At 73.2% G+C, this 14315-nt stretch carries 14 protein-coding genes and 1 tRNA gene; 6 read left to right on the forward strand and 9 right to left on the reverse strand.

Annotated features, from left to right (window positions below):
* The first annotated feature begins 10 nt into the window (after window positions 1-10).
* Window positions 11-1015 carry an isocitrate lyase/PEP mutase family protein gene (locus tag MOV08_RS24275; RefSeq protein ID WP_078875864.1) on the forward strand — a complete coding sequence of 335 codons (1005 nt, stop codon included), beginning with the start codon at window positions 11-13 and terminating at the stop codon, window positions 1013-1015.
* 70 nt (window positions 1016-1085) lie between these two features.
* Here MOV08_RS24275 and MOV08_RS24280 read toward each other — a convergent pair whose 3' ends face one another.
* The gene (locus tag MOV08_RS24280) at window positions 1086-1370 is read right to left on the reverse strand and encodes a hypothetical protein (protein ID WP_275308814.1); all 285 of its coding nucleotides are present in this window, start codon (window positions 1368-1370) and stop codon (window positions 1086-1088) included.
* Between the two features lie 353 nt (window positions 1371-1723).
* On the opposite strand from MOV08_RS24280, the gene MOV08_RS24285 reads away from it, so the two are divergent.
* A complete protein-coding gene (locus tag MOV08_RS24285) occupies window positions 1724-2485 on the forward strand; it encodes a hypothetical protein (protein WP_239010123.1) in 762 nt (253 codons plus the stop codon).
* Entirely contained in the window at window positions 2482-3765 is a 1284-nt protein-coding gene (locus MOV08_RS24290) for a sensor histidine kinase (protein WP_275308815.1), read from the forward strand. The genes MOV08_RS24285 and MOV08_RS24290 overlap by 4 nt, the downstream gene beginning before the upstream one ends.
* Before the next feature lie 23 nt (window positions 3766-3788).
* On the opposite strand, the gene recQ is transcribed toward MOV08_RS24290, so the two are convergent.
* From recQ to MOV08_RS24315, 5 genes are all read right to left on the reverse strand, one after another.
* Entirely contained in the window at window positions 3789-5807 is a 2019-nt protein-coding gene (gene recQ, locus MOV08_RS24295) for a DNA helicase RecQ (RefSeq protein WP_275308816.1), read from the reverse strand.
* Between the two features lie 122 nt (window positions 5808-5929).
* Window positions 5930-6154 (reverse strand): cold shock domain-containing protein, encoded by a 225-nt coding sequence (locus MOV08_RS24300; protein WP_275308817.1) that lies wholly within the window; start codon window positions 6152-6154, stop codon window positions 5930-5932.
* Between the two features lie 115 nt (window positions 6155-6269).
* Window positions 6270-6342 (reverse strand) — tRNA-Arg (locus tag MOV08_RS24305).
* A gap of 97 nt (window positions 6343-6439) precedes the next feature.
* A complete protein-coding gene (locus MOV08_RS24310) occupies window positions 6440-6751 on the reverse strand; it encodes a hypothetical protein (protein ID WP_275308818.1) in 312 nt (103 codons plus the stop codon).
* Entirely contained in the window at window positions 6748-6912 is a 165-nt protein-coding gene (locus tag MOV08_RS24315; protein WP_039635563.1) for a small hydrophobic membrane protein, read from the reverse strand. The genes MOV08_RS24310 and MOV08_RS24315 overlap by 4 nt, the downstream gene beginning before the upstream one ends.
* Window positions 6913-7070: 158 nt before the next feature.
* Here MOV08_RS24315 and MOV08_RS24320 point away from each other — a divergent pair, with 158 nt between their 5' ends.
* On the forward strand, window positions 7071-7712 hold the full coding sequence (locus MOV08_RS24320; RefSeq protein WP_275308819.1) for a TetR family transcriptional regulator: 642 nt from the start codon (window positions 7071-7073) through the stop codon (window positions 7710-7712).
* Window positions 7713-7751: 39 nt separating this feature from the next.
* Here MOV08_RS24320 and MOV08_RS24325 read toward each other — a convergent pair whose 3' ends face one another.
* Window positions 7752-9170: a M6 family metalloprotease domain-containing protein gene (locus MOV08_RS24325; RefSeq protein ID WP_275308820.1), complete on the reverse strand. Its 1419-nt coding sequence runs from the start codon at window positions 9168-9170 to the stop codon at window positions 7752-7754.
* A 350-nt stretch (window positions 9171-9520) separates the two neighbouring features.
* Between MOV08_RS24325 and MOV08_RS24330 the strand changes: the two genes are divergently transcribed.
* Window positions 9521-10147, forward strand: a complete 627-nt coding sequence (locus MOV08_RS24330) for a TetR/AcrR family transcriptional regulator (protein WP_235093572.1) — start codon at window positions 9521-9523, stop codon at window positions 10145-10147.
* 367 nt (window positions 10148-10514) lie between these two features.
* Window positions 10515-12056: an MFS transporter gene (locus MOV08_RS24335; RefSeq protein WP_275308821.1), complete on the forward strand. Its 1542-nt coding sequence runs from the start codon at window positions 10515-10517 to the stop codon at window positions 12054-12056.
* A 250-nt stretch (window positions 12057-12306) separates the two neighbouring features.
* Here the strand turns inward: MOV08_RS24335 and MOV08_RS24340 are convergent, their stop codons facing one another.
* Complete coding sequence (locus MOV08_RS24340) at window positions 12307-12804, reverse strand: MarR family winged helix-turn-helix transcriptional regulator (protein ID WP_039635569.1); 498 nt, start codon at window positions 12802-12804, stop codon at window positions 12307-12309.
* 418 nt (window positions 12805-13222) lie between these two features.
* Window positions 13223-14275, reverse strand: coding sequence for a questin oxidase family protein (locus tag MOV08_RS24345; protein WP_275308822.1), 1053 nt, complete (start codon window positions 14273-14275; stop codon window positions 13223-13225).
* Window positions 14276-14315: the final 40 nt, after the last annotated feature.

Consider the following 14315-nt stretch of genomic DNA (forward strand, 5'->3'; position numbering starts at 1 on the left):
CGGTGCCCGCATGACCAGTGACCCGCGCCAGCACAGGGACGGCACGCCGCGGCCGGCCCCGCACCCCGCCGCCTCCCGCACCCCGGACGACGGCGCCTCCGCCGCCTCCGCCGTCTTCCATGGGTTCCGGGCCCTGCACCACGCCCCCGGCCGTCCGCTGCTGCTCCCCAACGCCTGGGACAGCGCCTCGGCCGTCGCCCTCGCCAACGCCGGACACCCCGCGATCGGCACCACGAGCCTGGGCGTCGCCGCCGCGCACGGTTACCCGGACGGCGAGGGCCGCCCCGAGGTCCGGGCCGCCACCCTCGCCCTGGCGCGCCGGCTCGCGGGCCGGCTGCCCTGCCCGTACACCGTCGACATCGAGGGCGGATTCGGCGGCGGGCCCGGCCATGTCGCCGACCTGGCGGCCGAGTTGGCGCGCCACGGCGCGGCGGGGATCAATCTGGAGGACGGGCGGCCCGGCGGCGGAGGGCTGCAGGACCCCTCCCGCCAGGCCGAGTTGATCGCGGCGGTGAAGGAGCGCACCCCGGACCTCTTCGTCAACGCCCGGATCGACACCCACTGGTTGGTGGACAGTCCGCCGCCGCTGTCGGAGGCGCTCGCCCGCGCGGAGGTCTATGTGGCCGCCGGCGCGGACGGCATCTTCGTACCGGGCGTCACCGCCGACGCGGACATCACGGTGCTCGTCGGTGCCGTCGCCGCACCGCTGAACATCCTCTTCGCGCCCGGCCGACACACCGTCCGCCGGCTGGCCGACCTCGGCGTGCGCCGCATCAGCACCGGCTCGCTGCTGTTCCGTACGGCCCTGGGGGCGGCCTGTGCGGCGGCGGACGCGATCCGGGCCGGCGCGGCGTCAGGGGGTGGCCCGGGGGAGTCGCCGGCGGACGGCGGCGGTGCGTCGCCCGGGTACGGCGTCGACGGGGGGCCGGTGTACGGGGAGGTCCCGGCCTACGGGGAGGTGCAGCACCTGGCCGGGGGAGGAGGCGACCGGTCCGTCGGCGACGACAGGCCCTAGGCGGCCGGGGGCCGGTGCGGGGGCTCGGGCCGGTACGCGGTGGCCGGTGCGGTCAGTGAGGCCGGTGTGGTCAGTGCGCCCGCTCCGCGGACTCCTGCCGGCGGCGCTGCAGCGCGACGCCCACGCCGACCGCGCCCAGCGCGGCGGCGCCACCGATGAGGCCCGCCTTCGGCAGGTGCCCGGCCTTCTCCGCGAGCCCGGCCAGCCCCTCGTCGGGAAGGATGATCGACGTCCGGCTCTCCGTCGGGGCCATGGTGTCGGCGGCGAATGCGGCGCCCGAGGGGAGCAGCATGACGGCCAGCGCACCGGTCGCGACGGTGGCGGAACGGATCACGGAGCGGTGCGGACCACGCATGGGGACTCCTCGACGGGGGCGGCCGGCGGCTGCCCGGGGATGCGGTACGTGAGAGCACGCTACGGAGGGTCGATAACGGTGATCCGTAGGTTGTGTAACAGCCAGCCCCACCTCTCCGGACAGTCGTGTGACGGAGCCGCCGAACTGCCGCCCGGGCCGGCTGCACGGACCGGGCGCCCGGACCGGTCGTACGGACCGGCCGTACGGGTGCGTCGCCCCCGCCCGACGCCCGGGCCACCTTCCCGCCCGGGCCACCGTCCGGCCCGCCACCCGGCCCAACCGTCCGTGCACACCGCCGGAACGGCCGTCCCGAAGATTCCCGGGCCCTCTATCTTGGGTAGCTTGGTCAGGCTATGTCCCTATTTCGACCCGTCGTTCGCCCCGCTTCCCGTCCCGCGCTCCGCCCCGCAGGACGCGCGCCGGCCGCCCGCCCCCGCACCCCGGCGCCCGTCCCGCGCGCCCTCGCCGCCCCGCTCGCGCTGACCCTCGCGCTCCTCCCCCCGGCTCTCCTCGCCGGATGCGCCAGCCCCGAGGGCCTCAAGGACGAGGGCCGGGCCCGCCGGGTGAACGCGCCGCTGGCCCTCTGGCCGCAGCACTCGCCCGCCCCGCTGCGCGAGAACGAGAACCCGGCCGCCCTCAAGCCGCTCCCCGCCCTCCCCCGCATCCCCAGCGGCACCATGGCCGACGCCGACCCGCTGACCGTCCTCGACGCGGACTTCACCTCCTCCGGCGGCACCCCGCCCCGCCCCGACTCCGTGCGCCGCCCGGAGCTGCACGACCTCACCGACGACGGCAAGCCCGACCTGATCGCCGTCGTCGACCTCGACCGCCGCACCAGCGAGCTGCGCGTCTACACCGTCCGGCACGCGGTGGTCACCAGGATCCTCGCCCTGCGCGGCGTGCTGGCCGGCGTCGCGCTCGCGGCCGGTCACCTCGCGATCCGCGAACCCACCAAGGACCCGCGCTACGTCAGCGTCACCGACTACGTCTGGGACGGCCGCTCCATGGGCCTGTGGGACCTCACCCTCGACGTGGCCCGCAAGGGCCAGCCCTCCTCGCCGGCCCCCGCGCCGCTCCCCGCCCCCGCCGTCGGCTTCGCCGGGAATCCCCCGTGAGGCGCCCCCGCCCCGCCGTCTCCCTGCGCTGGAAGATCTCGCTGACCGTGACGGCGGTGTGCTGCGCGGTCGCCGCCGTCCTCGGCGTGCTCGTCCACAACGCGGTGGCCCGCCAGACCGTCGGCCAGGTCCGCAAGGAGACCCGCGCCGACCTCGACACCGCCCTGGACCTCTTCGAGTACGGCACCTCGCGCGAAGGCATCAACTCCGTCCTCGATCCTCCCGAACTCCCCGATGCGCTACGGCAGTTGGTGCGCAAGGGGCGGCGCGGCAGCATGGTCGGCAGCTATCGCGGACGGCCCGTCATGTGGGCGGCGGCGCCCGCCGGCGACCAGATCATGGCCGTCTGGTCGCCCTACGGGAACACCCGCTGGAGCCTGGACAAGTTCGACACCGCGATCTGGGGCTCGGCCGTGCTCGCCGCCGCGGCCGTCGCGGTGGCCGGCCTCTTCCTGGCCCGGCACATCAGCCGCCGGCTGACGAGCACAGCGGCCGTCGCCCGCCGGATCAGCGCCGGGGACCTGGACGCCAGGGTCGGCGAAACCGCAGGTCGAAGCCCGCGCGGCGGGCGCGCGGCACAGGACGAGCTGGCCGCCGTGGCAGCCGCCCTGGACTCCATGGCCGCCACCCTCCAGAGCCGCCTCCAGGCCGAGCAGCGCTTCACCGCCGACGTGGCCCACGAACTGCGCACCCCGCTCACCGGCATCCTCGCCTCCGCCGCCCTCCTCCCGGAGGGCCGCCCCAAGGAGATGATCAACGACCGGCTGCGCGCCCTGCACCGGCTCACCGAGGACCTGCTGGAGATCTCCCGGCTGGACTGCGGCATCGAGCACGCCGACCTCGCCGCCTACGAACTGGGCCCGCTGGTGCTGCGCTCCGTACGCGCCACCGGCCTCGACGCCGACGTGCGGATCCGCGCCGACACGGTCGTCGAGACCGACCGGCGCCGCCTGGACCGCATCCTCGCCAACCTCGTCCTCAACGCCCACCGGCACGGCCGGCCTCCGGTCACCGTCACCGTCGACGCCCCGCCCGGCGGCACCCCCACCATCGAGGTCCGCGACCACGGTCCCGGCTATTCCGCCGAACTGTTGCACCACGGCCCGCAGCGCTTCCGCACCGACGCCCCCGGCCGGGGCAGGGGGCACGGCCTCGGCCTGACCATCGCCGTCGGACAGGCCGCCGTCCTCGGCACCGACCTGCACTTCGGCAACGCCCCCGACGGCGGCGCCCGTGCCGTCCTGACCTTCCCGCCCCGGCCCCCGTCAGAAGCGCCCTAGCCGCGAGCCGCCGGCGCCGACCCTCACCAGTCGATGTCGTCCGGCGGCTCCGGCAGCACCTCGTCCTCCTCGACCCCCGCCGCGCCTGTCGCCGCTGCCGCTGCCGACGCTGCCCCGGCCGTCCCCGACGCCCGCTCGATCGCCCCCTCGTCCGTGCCGTCGTCCGTGCCCTTGTCCGCGGTGCCGCCTCCGGTCAGCACCTCCAGAATCGGCTCCCCGTACTTGGCGAGCTTGTTCTCGCCGACTCCGCTGATCGTGCCCAGCTCGGCGATGCTCGTCGGCCGCGTCACCGCGATCTCCCGCAGCGTCGCGTCGTGGAAGATCACATACGCGGGAACGCCCTGCTCCTTGGCCGTACGGCCGCGCCAGCCGCGCAGCGCCTCGAAGACCGGCAGCGCCTCCTCCGGCAGGTCCACCGGCGCCCGCTTGCCCTTGGCCTTCGCCTTGGCCGCCCGCGCCGGCTTCTCCGGCTCCCGCCGCATCGGCACCTCGCGCTGGCCGCGCAGCACCTCACCGCTCTTCTCGGTGAGCACCAGCGTCCCGTAGTCGCCCTCCACGGCCAGCAGTGCCTGGGCGAGCAACTGCCGCACCACGCCCCGCCATTCGGCCTCGCGCAGGTCCTCGCCGATGCCGAAGACGCTCAGCGCGTCATGATCGAACTGGATGACCTTGGCGGTCTTCCGCCCGAGCAGGATGTCGATGATCTGGCCCGCCCCGAACTTCTGCCCCCGCTCGCGCTTGAGCCGTACGACCGTCGACAGCAGCTTCTGCGCCGGCACCGTCCCGTCCCAGGTCTCCGGCGGCGTGAGGCACGTATCGCAGTTGCCGCACGGGGTGCTCTCCTGGCCGAAGTACGCCAGCAGCCGCACCCGCCGGCACACCACCGTCTCGCACAGCGCCAGCATCGCGTCCAGGTGGGCGGACAGGCGGCGCCGGTGCGCGTCGTCCCCCTCCGACCCTTCGATCATCTTCCGCTGCTGCACCACGTCCTGCAGCCCGTACGCCAGCCAGGCCGTGGACGGCTGGCCGTCCCGCCCCGCGCGCCCGGTCTCCTGGTAGTACCCCTCCACCGACTTCGGCAGATCCAGATGGGCCACGAACCGCACATCGGGCTTGTCGATGCCCATCCCGAACGCGATGGTGGCGACGACGACCAGGCCGTCCTCCCGGAGGAACCGCGCCTGGTTCTCCGCGCGCACCCGGGCGTCCAGCCCCGCGTGGTACGGCACCGCTTCGATCCCGTTGTCCACCAGGAACTGCGCGGTCTTCTCGACCGAGGCCCGGGACAGGCAGTACACGATCCCGGCGTCCCCGGAGTGCTCCCCGCGGAGCAGGTCCAGCAGCTGCCGCTTGGGCTCGCTCTTGGCCGCGATCCGGTACTGGATGTTGGGCCGGTCGAAGCTGGCCACGAAGTGCCGGGCCTCGTCCAGCCGCAGTCGGGAGGTGATCTCGGTGTGCGTGGCCTGCGTCGCCGTCGCGGTCAGCGCGATCCGCGGCACGTCCGGCCAGCGGTCGTGCAGCATCGACAGCGCCAGGTAGTCCGGCCGGAAGTCGTGGCCCCACTGCGCCACACAGTGCGCCTCGTCGATGGCGAACAGCGAGATCTTCCCGCGGTCCAGCAGCTGCACCGTCTGCTCGACCCGCAGCCGCTCCGGCGCCAGATACAGCAGATCCAGCTCCCCGGCCAGGAACTCGGCCTCGACCAGCCGCCGCTCCTCGAAGTCCTGCGTCGAATTGAGGAACCCGGCCCGCACCCCCAGCGCCCGCAGCGCATCGACCTGGTCCTGCATCAACGCGATCAGCGGCGAGATCACCACCCCGACGCCCGGCCGCACCAGCGACGGGATCTGGTAGCACAGCGACTTCCCGCCGCCGGTGGGCATCAGGACGACCGCGTCCCCGCCCCCGATCACATGCTCGATGATCTCCTGCTGATCCCCGCGGAACGCGTCATACCCGAACACCCGGCGCAGCACCTGCACCGCCTCGCCCGCCTCCGGGGCACCTTCCGCCGTCACGTCCACGCCCACGATCACTCCCACGTCCGCCGAACCACCCCGAAAGCCTACGAGCTCCACCCCACCCCTCGCAGACCCTGTGGATAACTCCACCCCCGCCGGTCGCCGCCGACGTCGACATCGCGGGGGGGGGGAAGGGCGGGGAGTCAGCCGAGCCGGGGCACGATGCGCAGCGCGCGGTAGTCGTACCCGTCCTGCTGGAAGCCGGGGGCTTCCCATTCGAGCTCGACCCGCTGCCCGGCCGACAGCGTGCGGAACCCGCTCGTCTCGATGTCCGAGAAGTGCCCGAAGCACCCACCCGGAGTCTCAGCCGAGTCGAGCACCCCCCACCCCTCCTCCTCATGCCACTCACGCACAGTCGCCTTCACCATGGCCAGAACCCTAGAACTCCGCCCCCCGGCCGCGCAGTTCCCTTCAACCAACGATCAACGCCCCCTGAACGCCGAGAGGCCACCCAGGAACCGTCCTGGATGGCCTCTTCACCGGTGCCCCCGGCAGGATTCGAACCTGCGACACCCGCTTTAGGAGAGCGGTGCTCTATCCCCTGAGCTACGGAGGCGGGGCTGATCGGGATGATCCGATCCGGCGACAAGCGTAGCGGATGGCGGGTGGGGGCGGGTGGGTGTGGGGAAGGTGGGGCGTGTGCCGGGGGCGGGTCAGCCGAGGTGCCAGCTGAGGGTGCCGTCGGCGGCGGTGAGGGCGGCGAGGAGGAGCAGGTCGGCGGCGCCGAGGGCGAGGCCCAGGAGTGCGCGGCCGCGGCGGGTGGTGCCGCGGGTGAGCGCGAGGGTGCCGAGGACCAGTGCGCAGGGACCCAGGACGATGTTGAGGACCAGGGTGCCGAGGAGGCCGAGGACGAAGGAGGCGATGGCCATGCCGTCCGCCTGGAGGCGGGACGGGGCGGCGGTGGGGGACTTCGCCGCGGTCGCCGGGGTGGTCGCGGTGGCCGGGGTGGTGGTGAGGGTGGTCATCGGGCGGTCCCCTCGGTGTGGTGGCGGCGTTCGCGCAGGTAGAAGACGAGCAGCCAGGCGGTGATGACCGCGGCGGCGACGAGGGTGACCGGGACGGGGAGGTGCGCCGCGGTGCCCAGCGCGATCCCCATCAGGAGGAGGGCTGCGACGAGGAAGAGCATGGTCTGCCTTTCCGGGGCCGGTTCCGGTGCGGGGCCCGGTGCGGGTCCGTGGCGGAGTGCGGCCGAAGAGATTTGAGAGGACAGTTGTTCACTGACTTCTTCAGTGTACGGCTGCCGGCGGGTGGATCGGTTCGGAGAACGGTTGTTTACTGGATGACATGAGTCACAGTGTGGGCGGAGTCCGTCAGGCGCAGAAGCAGAAAACCCGTCAGGCGCTGCTGGACGCGGCCCTCGGGCTGCTGGAGGAGCAGAGCCTGAGCAGCCTGGGGTTGCGCGAGGTGACCCGGGTGGTGGGCATCGCCCCGACCGCGTTCTACCGGCACTTCCGGGATCTGGGGGAGCTGGGCGTCGCGCTCGTCGAGGAGGCGCTGGGCAGTCTGCACGCGATGGTGCGCGCGATCCTCGCCGAGCAGGACGCGGCGGAGGAGCGGATAGACCGCACGGTCGCGGTCGTCGAGCGGCATGTGCGCGAACACCCCGCGCACGTACGGTTCGTGGCGCGCGAGCGGCGCGGCGGGGTGCGGGCCGTGCGGCACGCCATCGCCGGGGAGCTGGACCGGTTCGCGGCGGAGGTCGCCGAGGCGCTCAAGTCGCAGCCGGTGTCGGGCGGTTGGCGGGACGAGGACATCCGGATGCTGGCCGAGCTGTACGTCGATCGGCTGGTGACCACCGCAGGGGAACTGCTCGATGCCCAGGAGGAGGGGGACGAGGGGGCGGTCGAGCGGGTGGTGTGGCGCGCCCGCCGCCAGCTGCGGTTGATCAGCATCGGGCGCCGGCACTGGGAGGAGGAGGGCGCCTGAGGCGGGGTGGTGCGGGCGCGGGGCCTGGGGCGCGGGCGGTCAGGCGTGCGCCGGGGTGGTGCGGACGCGGTAGGTGCCGTCGGTGTTCTCGGTGAGGACGGTGACGGTGACGCCGCTCACCCGGTCGGTGAAGGAGTCGCCGGGGCGGAAGGTGGCGTCGGTCAGGTCCGCGTCGACGTAGCGGGCGTCGCTGTAGCAGCCGTTGCTGTGCGGGGTGCCGTCGACGACGCGGATGGGGGCGCGGCCACTGGGGACGTTGGTGGCCACGTGGTAGACGAGGACGCCGGGGCGGCAGACGATCGGGTCCAGGAGGCCGCTGGTCCGGGCCTCGACCACGAAGGCGGCGTGCGGACCGGTCGGAATGACGACGATCTTGGTGCCGCCGGGGGTGGAGATCGGCGTGAGGACGTGCTCGGTGGGGGCACCGCCGGGCGGTGTGCAGTGCACCTGGCCGGGGGCGAGCCAGCCCATCTTCCACTTGTGCCAGCCGAGGAAGTCGTTGGTCGGCCCCCAGTCCTCGTCCATCGGGTCCCAGTGGCCCACCGGGGTCGCTGCGTTGGGCTCGTCCGTGTAGTAGAGGTCGGGTAGGCCGAAGGAGTGCGCGTTCTCGTGGTTGAGGACCCGGAAGGCGCTCAGGCCCGACTGCCGGCTCCAGATGAAGGAGACGTTCTGGAACTCCGCCCCGCGGCCGGTCTTCAGCCCCAGCTCGCTGCCGCTGAAGGTGACCGACAGGACGGAGCGGGTCGCCGACGGGCCCGCGTTGGGGGACGCGATGACGTTCACGACGTCGTAGTTGCGGAAGTCCACGAGCGGGTCCACGGCGTGCACGATTTCCCGGGACAGGGCGTAGTAGCCCTGGTTCGAGTGCGGGTCGAAGGTGGCGCCGCGGGTGATGCCGTATGCCGCCAGCGGGTGCGACATGCGGATCCAGCGGAAGAGCGGCTTGGGGACGTACGTCAGCCTGCCGTACGAACTGGTGCGGAAGTAGTCGGTCACGGCCGGGAAGAACTCGGCGAAGCGGGCCATGGGGGAGAGGCCGGCGGGGGCGTCCGGGAAGTCCACGAAGAGGGTGAGGGCCCGCACGGTGCCGAAGGCGTGCGCGAAGCCGGCGGGGGTGGGCGCCGCCTCGGAGACGTCCTCGGTGATGCCGGAGAGCGCGCAGGGGCCGCTGGGACGTGCGCCGGCCGGCGGGCGGGGCGCGGGGGGCACCGGGGCGGAGCCCCCCGCGGAGGCGTTCGCGGTGGCCGTCGCCGTGGTCTTTGAGGTCGCCTTGGCGGTGCCGACGGCTCCGATGGGGGGCGGCAGGGGCTTCACGCCGGGCGGCGGCGGTACGGGAGCGGCGATCGGGGGCGGTGGGGCGGCGGTGGCGTCGGGCGGCGTGGTCAGGGCGGTGGCGGCGGCCACGCAGGCGGCGGTCGCGGCCAGGGCGGCGCAGATCTTGTGGGTCAGGGTGCGCATGGCTCGGCCTGGAGCTTGCGGGCGCCGGTGGTGCGGTTCATCGGGCGCGTGCCTTCTGCCTCATGGTGTTCAGCGTGCGGCGGGGGATGGTCGCCCGCGCGTGGGGGTGCGTCAAATGGAGGCGTGGTGTAGTGCGGAGGGATGGCGCCCCGGAAACGCGCCGGCCCTGGCGGCGGCCGCGGTCGACGCGCCCCGCGCCCGCGTGGGCCACGTCACACCCCGGCAGGGAAATATCCGGGGAGCGGATCCCCGTTTAGCTCGGTGTGGGACGAAGCGGGGAGTGGCTCCCCGGTTTCGTGGATGCGGGAGAAAGACGAAGGGAGTGCGCCGACGTGACCGGAGTGGGGCGTGTGCAGACTGCACCACCGCGGCTGCGGGCCGATGCGGTGCGCAACCGGGAGCGGATCATCGCCGCCGCGCGGGAGACGATGGTCGAGTTCGGTGCCGAGGCGCCGTTCGACGAAATCGCTCGACGCGCGGGTGTCGGCAATGCGACGCTCTACCGTCACTTCACGGATCGCCGGGATTTGATCCACCACGTCACGCTCTCCGTCATGTCCCGTATCGCGGACCGTGCGGAGTGCGCCCTCGTGGAGGAGTCCGATGCCTTCGAAGCGCTGAGGCGCTTCGTCCACGATGCGGTGGAGGAGCGGATCGGGGCGCTGTGCCCGCTGCTCTCCGACGGCGTCGACCCGGCCCACCCCGATCTGCTCGCCGCGCGTGAGCGCCTGGACGCGGCCGTGGCCGCCGTCATGGGTGCCGCGCGTGACAGCGGCCAGCTGCGCACCGACATCGCCGTCGGTGACCTGATGGTCGCGCTCACCCAGCTCACCCGCCCGCTGCCGGGCAGCGGCTGTATGGACTTCGACAGGTTCGTGCACCGGCATCTGCAGCTGTTCCTGGACGGCCTGCAAACCCCCGCCCGGTCCGAACTGCCCGGTTCCGCCGTCACCTTGGAGGACCTGAGGCGCCGCTGACCGCGAGCCGCGGCGGCCGGTGAGGGGAGGGCCACGGTCCGCCCCGCACGTCGGGACGATGCCTCGGCTCCGGCCCCCTCCGTCGGTCTTCTCCTTGAGTCCTCCTCGTCGGCCCTGCCTTCCCCCCTCCCGTTATCCCCTTCCGCTCACCCCCTTCAGCCGCTTCAGCCCCTTCCACCCCCTCCGCCCTTCCGTCTTCTCCGTCCGCTGAGTCTTCTCCGTCGCCTTCGGCCTCCTCCGAGGCGCTCGGGTGCCGGGGCGTCGTGCGACGCACGCGCTCCTCACGGGTGCCGGGATTTCCGCTTCCGTCCGTTCAGCTCCAGAACCTCTGCCACGTTCCGTTACGCACCACTAGGTGGATCTCCCCATGTCTGAAACCGCCGCGCACGTCGATCCACGGCGCTGGAAAGCGCTGATATTCATCGCCCTCGCGCAACTGATGGTCGTCCTCGACTCGACGATCGTGAACATCGCGCTGCCCTCCGCCCAGAAGGCCCTGGACATCAGCGACGCCAACCGCCAGTGGGTCATCACGGCCTACGCGTTGGCGTTCGGCGGACTGCTGCTCTTCGGTGGCCGGATCGCCGACCTCTGGGGCCGGCGCCGGACCTTCGTCATCGGCCTGATCGGCTTCGCGGTGGCCTCCGCGCTCGGCGGGGCAGCGGTCAACGAAGGGATGCTGCTGGGCGCGCGGGCGCTCCAGGGCGTCTTCGGTGCGCTGCTGGCGCCCTCCGCGCTGTCACTGCTGGCGGTCACCTTCACGGAGGCCCGGGAGCGCGCCAAGGCGTTCGGCATCTTCGGTGCGATCGCCGGTGGCGGTGGCGCGGTCGGGCTGATCCTCGGTGGCGTGCTGACCGAGTACATGAACTGGCGCTGGACGTTCTTCGTCAACATCCCGTTCGCCGTGATCGCCGCGACCGGTGCGGCGCTGGTCGTTCGCGAGCCCGCCGAGGGCCGCAACCCCTCCCGCCTGGACGTGCCCGGCGTCGTCCTGGCGACGCTCGGCCTGGTCTCGCTGGTCTACGGGTTCACCCGGGCCGAGTCCGACGGCTGGCTGGCCGGTGTGACGCTGGGGCTGTTCGCCGCGGCGGCCGTGCTGCTGCTGACGTTCGTCCTGGTCGAGTCCAAGGTGGCCGCGCCGCTGCTGCCGCTGCGGGTGATCGCCGAACGGAACCGCGCGGGCGTCTATGCGTCGCTGGGCCTGGCCGTGATCGGCATGTTCGGTCTCTTCCTGTTCCTGACCTACTACCTGCAGATCGTGAAGGGATACACGCCGGTGATGACCGGTCTGGCCTTCCTTCCGATGGTCGCGGGCATGATCACCGGCTCCACGCAGATCGGCGCCCGGCTGATGACCCGCGTCCCGCCGCGGCTGCTGATGGCGCCCGGCTTCACGGTCGCCGCGCTCGGCATGGTGGTGCTGAGCCAGATCGACCTGAGCACGTCCTACCCGGCGCTGATCCTGCCCGGCTTCGTCCTGATGGGCCTGGGGATGGGTACGGCGTTCATGCCGGCCATGTCGCTGGCCACGCACGGGGTCCAGCCGCGGGACGCGGGCGTCGCCTCCGCGATGGTCAACACCTCGCAGCAGGTCGGCGGCGCCATCGGCACCGCACTGCTGAACACCATCGCGGCCAGCGCCACCACCGCGTACGCCACCTCGCACGCGGCCGGCGCCCGCTCGGCGGACCTGCTCAAGCTCCAGTCGATGGTGCACGGCTACACCTCCGCCATCTGGTGGGCGGTGGGCATCCTGGCCCTGGCGGCGGTGATCGCCTTCACGCTCATCAACACCGGGCGACCGGGCGGCGGTTCGCCGGCGGCCTCGTCGGAGGACGGCGCGGGCGCGAACGCCGGTGCCGGTGCCGACGCTGAGGACGAGGCGCAGATTCCGGTGATGGTGCACTGACGGGTGCACGGCGGTGGGTTGATGCTGCGCTGACGGTGCGCTGAGTCGACCGTGGCGGTGCTGCGCGCCCTGAGGTTGTGGGGCGGGCGGGGCGCAGGGGGCGTGGGGGCCGGGGCTGGCGAGCCGCGTGCGCCCGCGCCCCCGTGCGCGAGCCCCGCTCTCTGCCGGCCCCCGCGCCTCCTGGCCGCCCTGTACTGCGGAAACACCCGGACGCGTGGCGGTGCGTCGGCCTCCCTTCGCCCCGCTGAGGTCAGCGGAGCCAGGGGAGGTCGGCGCCCTGCGGTTGGAGGCCGTCGGCGATCATGCAGCAGATCTCGTCCAGTTGGCCGATCTGCTCCGGGGTGAGGCGGTCGAAGATCGCGGCCCGGACGGCGTTGACGTGGCCGGGCGCGGCCTTCTCCAGGACCCGCAGCCCCTCGTCGGTGAGGTAGGCGTTCTGGCCCCGCTTGTCGGATGCGCAGTTCTCGCGCCGGACCCAGCCGTTCTTCTCCAGACGGGCGACGGCATGGGAGAGACGGGACCGGGTGATCTTGGCGTTCTGGGCCAGCTCGGTCATCCGCATCCGGCGTCGCGGTGCACGGGAGAGCTGGACGAGCAGGCCGTAATAGACGTGCGGCATCCCGGCGTCGCGCTGAAGCTGGCGGTCGAGGTGGTCCTCCAGGAGCGTGGTGGCGTGGAGGTATGCCTGCCAGGCGTGCTGCTCCTCGTCGTCGAGCCAGCGCGGCTCGGTCGCGGGTTCGTTGCTCATGCCATCCACTCTCTCACCGCTTCGAGAGTTATTGAACATTTAACAATAAAGCTTCGGCCGATAGCGGCCCTCCGGCTGGGGTGGCACCCCTGGTCGGCGGGCCTTCGGCGGGCGGGGGATCCGGGTGCGGCGGGTCCGGATCGGGCGCAAGACGGCGCTGCGCGGGGTGGCGGGCATCGTCGCGGGGCGTCGGCTAACGCCAGTCTGCCGCCACGGCGGCGATATGTCGGCAATGCCGGCGATATTTCTCCGCCAGATCCGCCAGATCCGCCCCCTCCGCCAGATCTCCCAGATCGTCAGCAAGATCACGTTGGTGATCCGTCGGGCCGGTGTTCCGGCGGCCCGTGGCTCCGGTGAGGGGAGGGCTGATCACTCCCCGGTGCTGATCAGCCCTCCCGGCCCTCGGTCCTCCCGGCCCTCAGTCCTCACCCGGCGTGATCAGTTCCAGGGAGCGGAGCGCGGACCGCAGTGCGCGGTCGTCGCCGTCCGCCGCCCAGGAGGCCACGTCGAGGGCGGTGTCGGTCAGCTTGATCGCGTGCGCGTCGCCGTGCGCCGCGGCCCGCTCGAAGACCTCCTCCGGGGTGAGCGGCCCGGTCGTGAGCGTCGGCAGCGGCTCGTCGGGGCTGTAGACGGAGGTGAGCGCGGCGCTCGCCGTCCAGGCCGCCGCGAGCGAGGGCGCCCACAGCTCCCGGGGGAGTGCCGGGAGGGTGCGCAGGGCGGCGTTCGGGGCGGTGGCCGCGTGGACCAGCAGGACCGCGTCGCCGTGGCCGTAGTCGAGGTAGCGGTGGGTGGCGGCCCGCACCAGTGCGGTCAGCTGCGCGCGCGCCTCGTCGGGATTCCGCGGCGCGCGCAGCGCCGCGGCCGCGGCCGGCCATCCCTGCGTGTCGGGCAGCTGGGCCAGCCCGGCGACGACCGATGTCCGCTGGTCGGCGACGTGCGGGAGGGCGGCCAGCGCGTCGTCGGGTGCGAGGGTGCCGCTGGGGCGCGCCGACACCGGCAGGGTGGTGTGCCGGGCCGCCCAGTAGCCGAGCGCGTGCGCCAACTCGGCGATCCGCGGCGCCTCTTCACCCTGCTCCAGGAGGGTGCGCACGGCGTGGCCGACCCGGATCACCGGGTGGGTGGCGGCGCCCGCGATGCCGGGCAGCAGACGGGGCCACCACGTGGCGAGCACCTCGCGCCAGGGGCGTTCGGCGACCTGGCGGGTCAGGTACCCGGTCCAGTCGGTGACCCGGCGCGGATCGCCCAGCGCCTCCTGCCAGTTGGCGTCGGTGAGGGGCGCCCGCGCGGTCGGTGCGTCCTCCAGGCGGGTGGTGTAGTCGTCGAGCCAGCGGTGGACGGTGCGCGCCTGACCGTGCCGGATCAGGGCCTCCACGGCCATCGGGCCGTGGTTGCTGAGGAATCCGTCGAACTCGGGGCCGGTGGCGTGGAGACGTTCCAGGGCTTCGTCGAGTGTGCCGCTCGTCGTATCCATGGCCCGAGGCTAGGTACGCGCTCCGGCGCCGGGTAACGGG

This window comes from Streptomyces yunnanensis (assembly GCF_029011865.1).
GTDB classification, from domain to species: Bacteria; Actinomycetota; Actinomycetes; order Streptomycetales; family Streptomycetaceae; genus Streptomyces; species Streptomyces yunnanensis.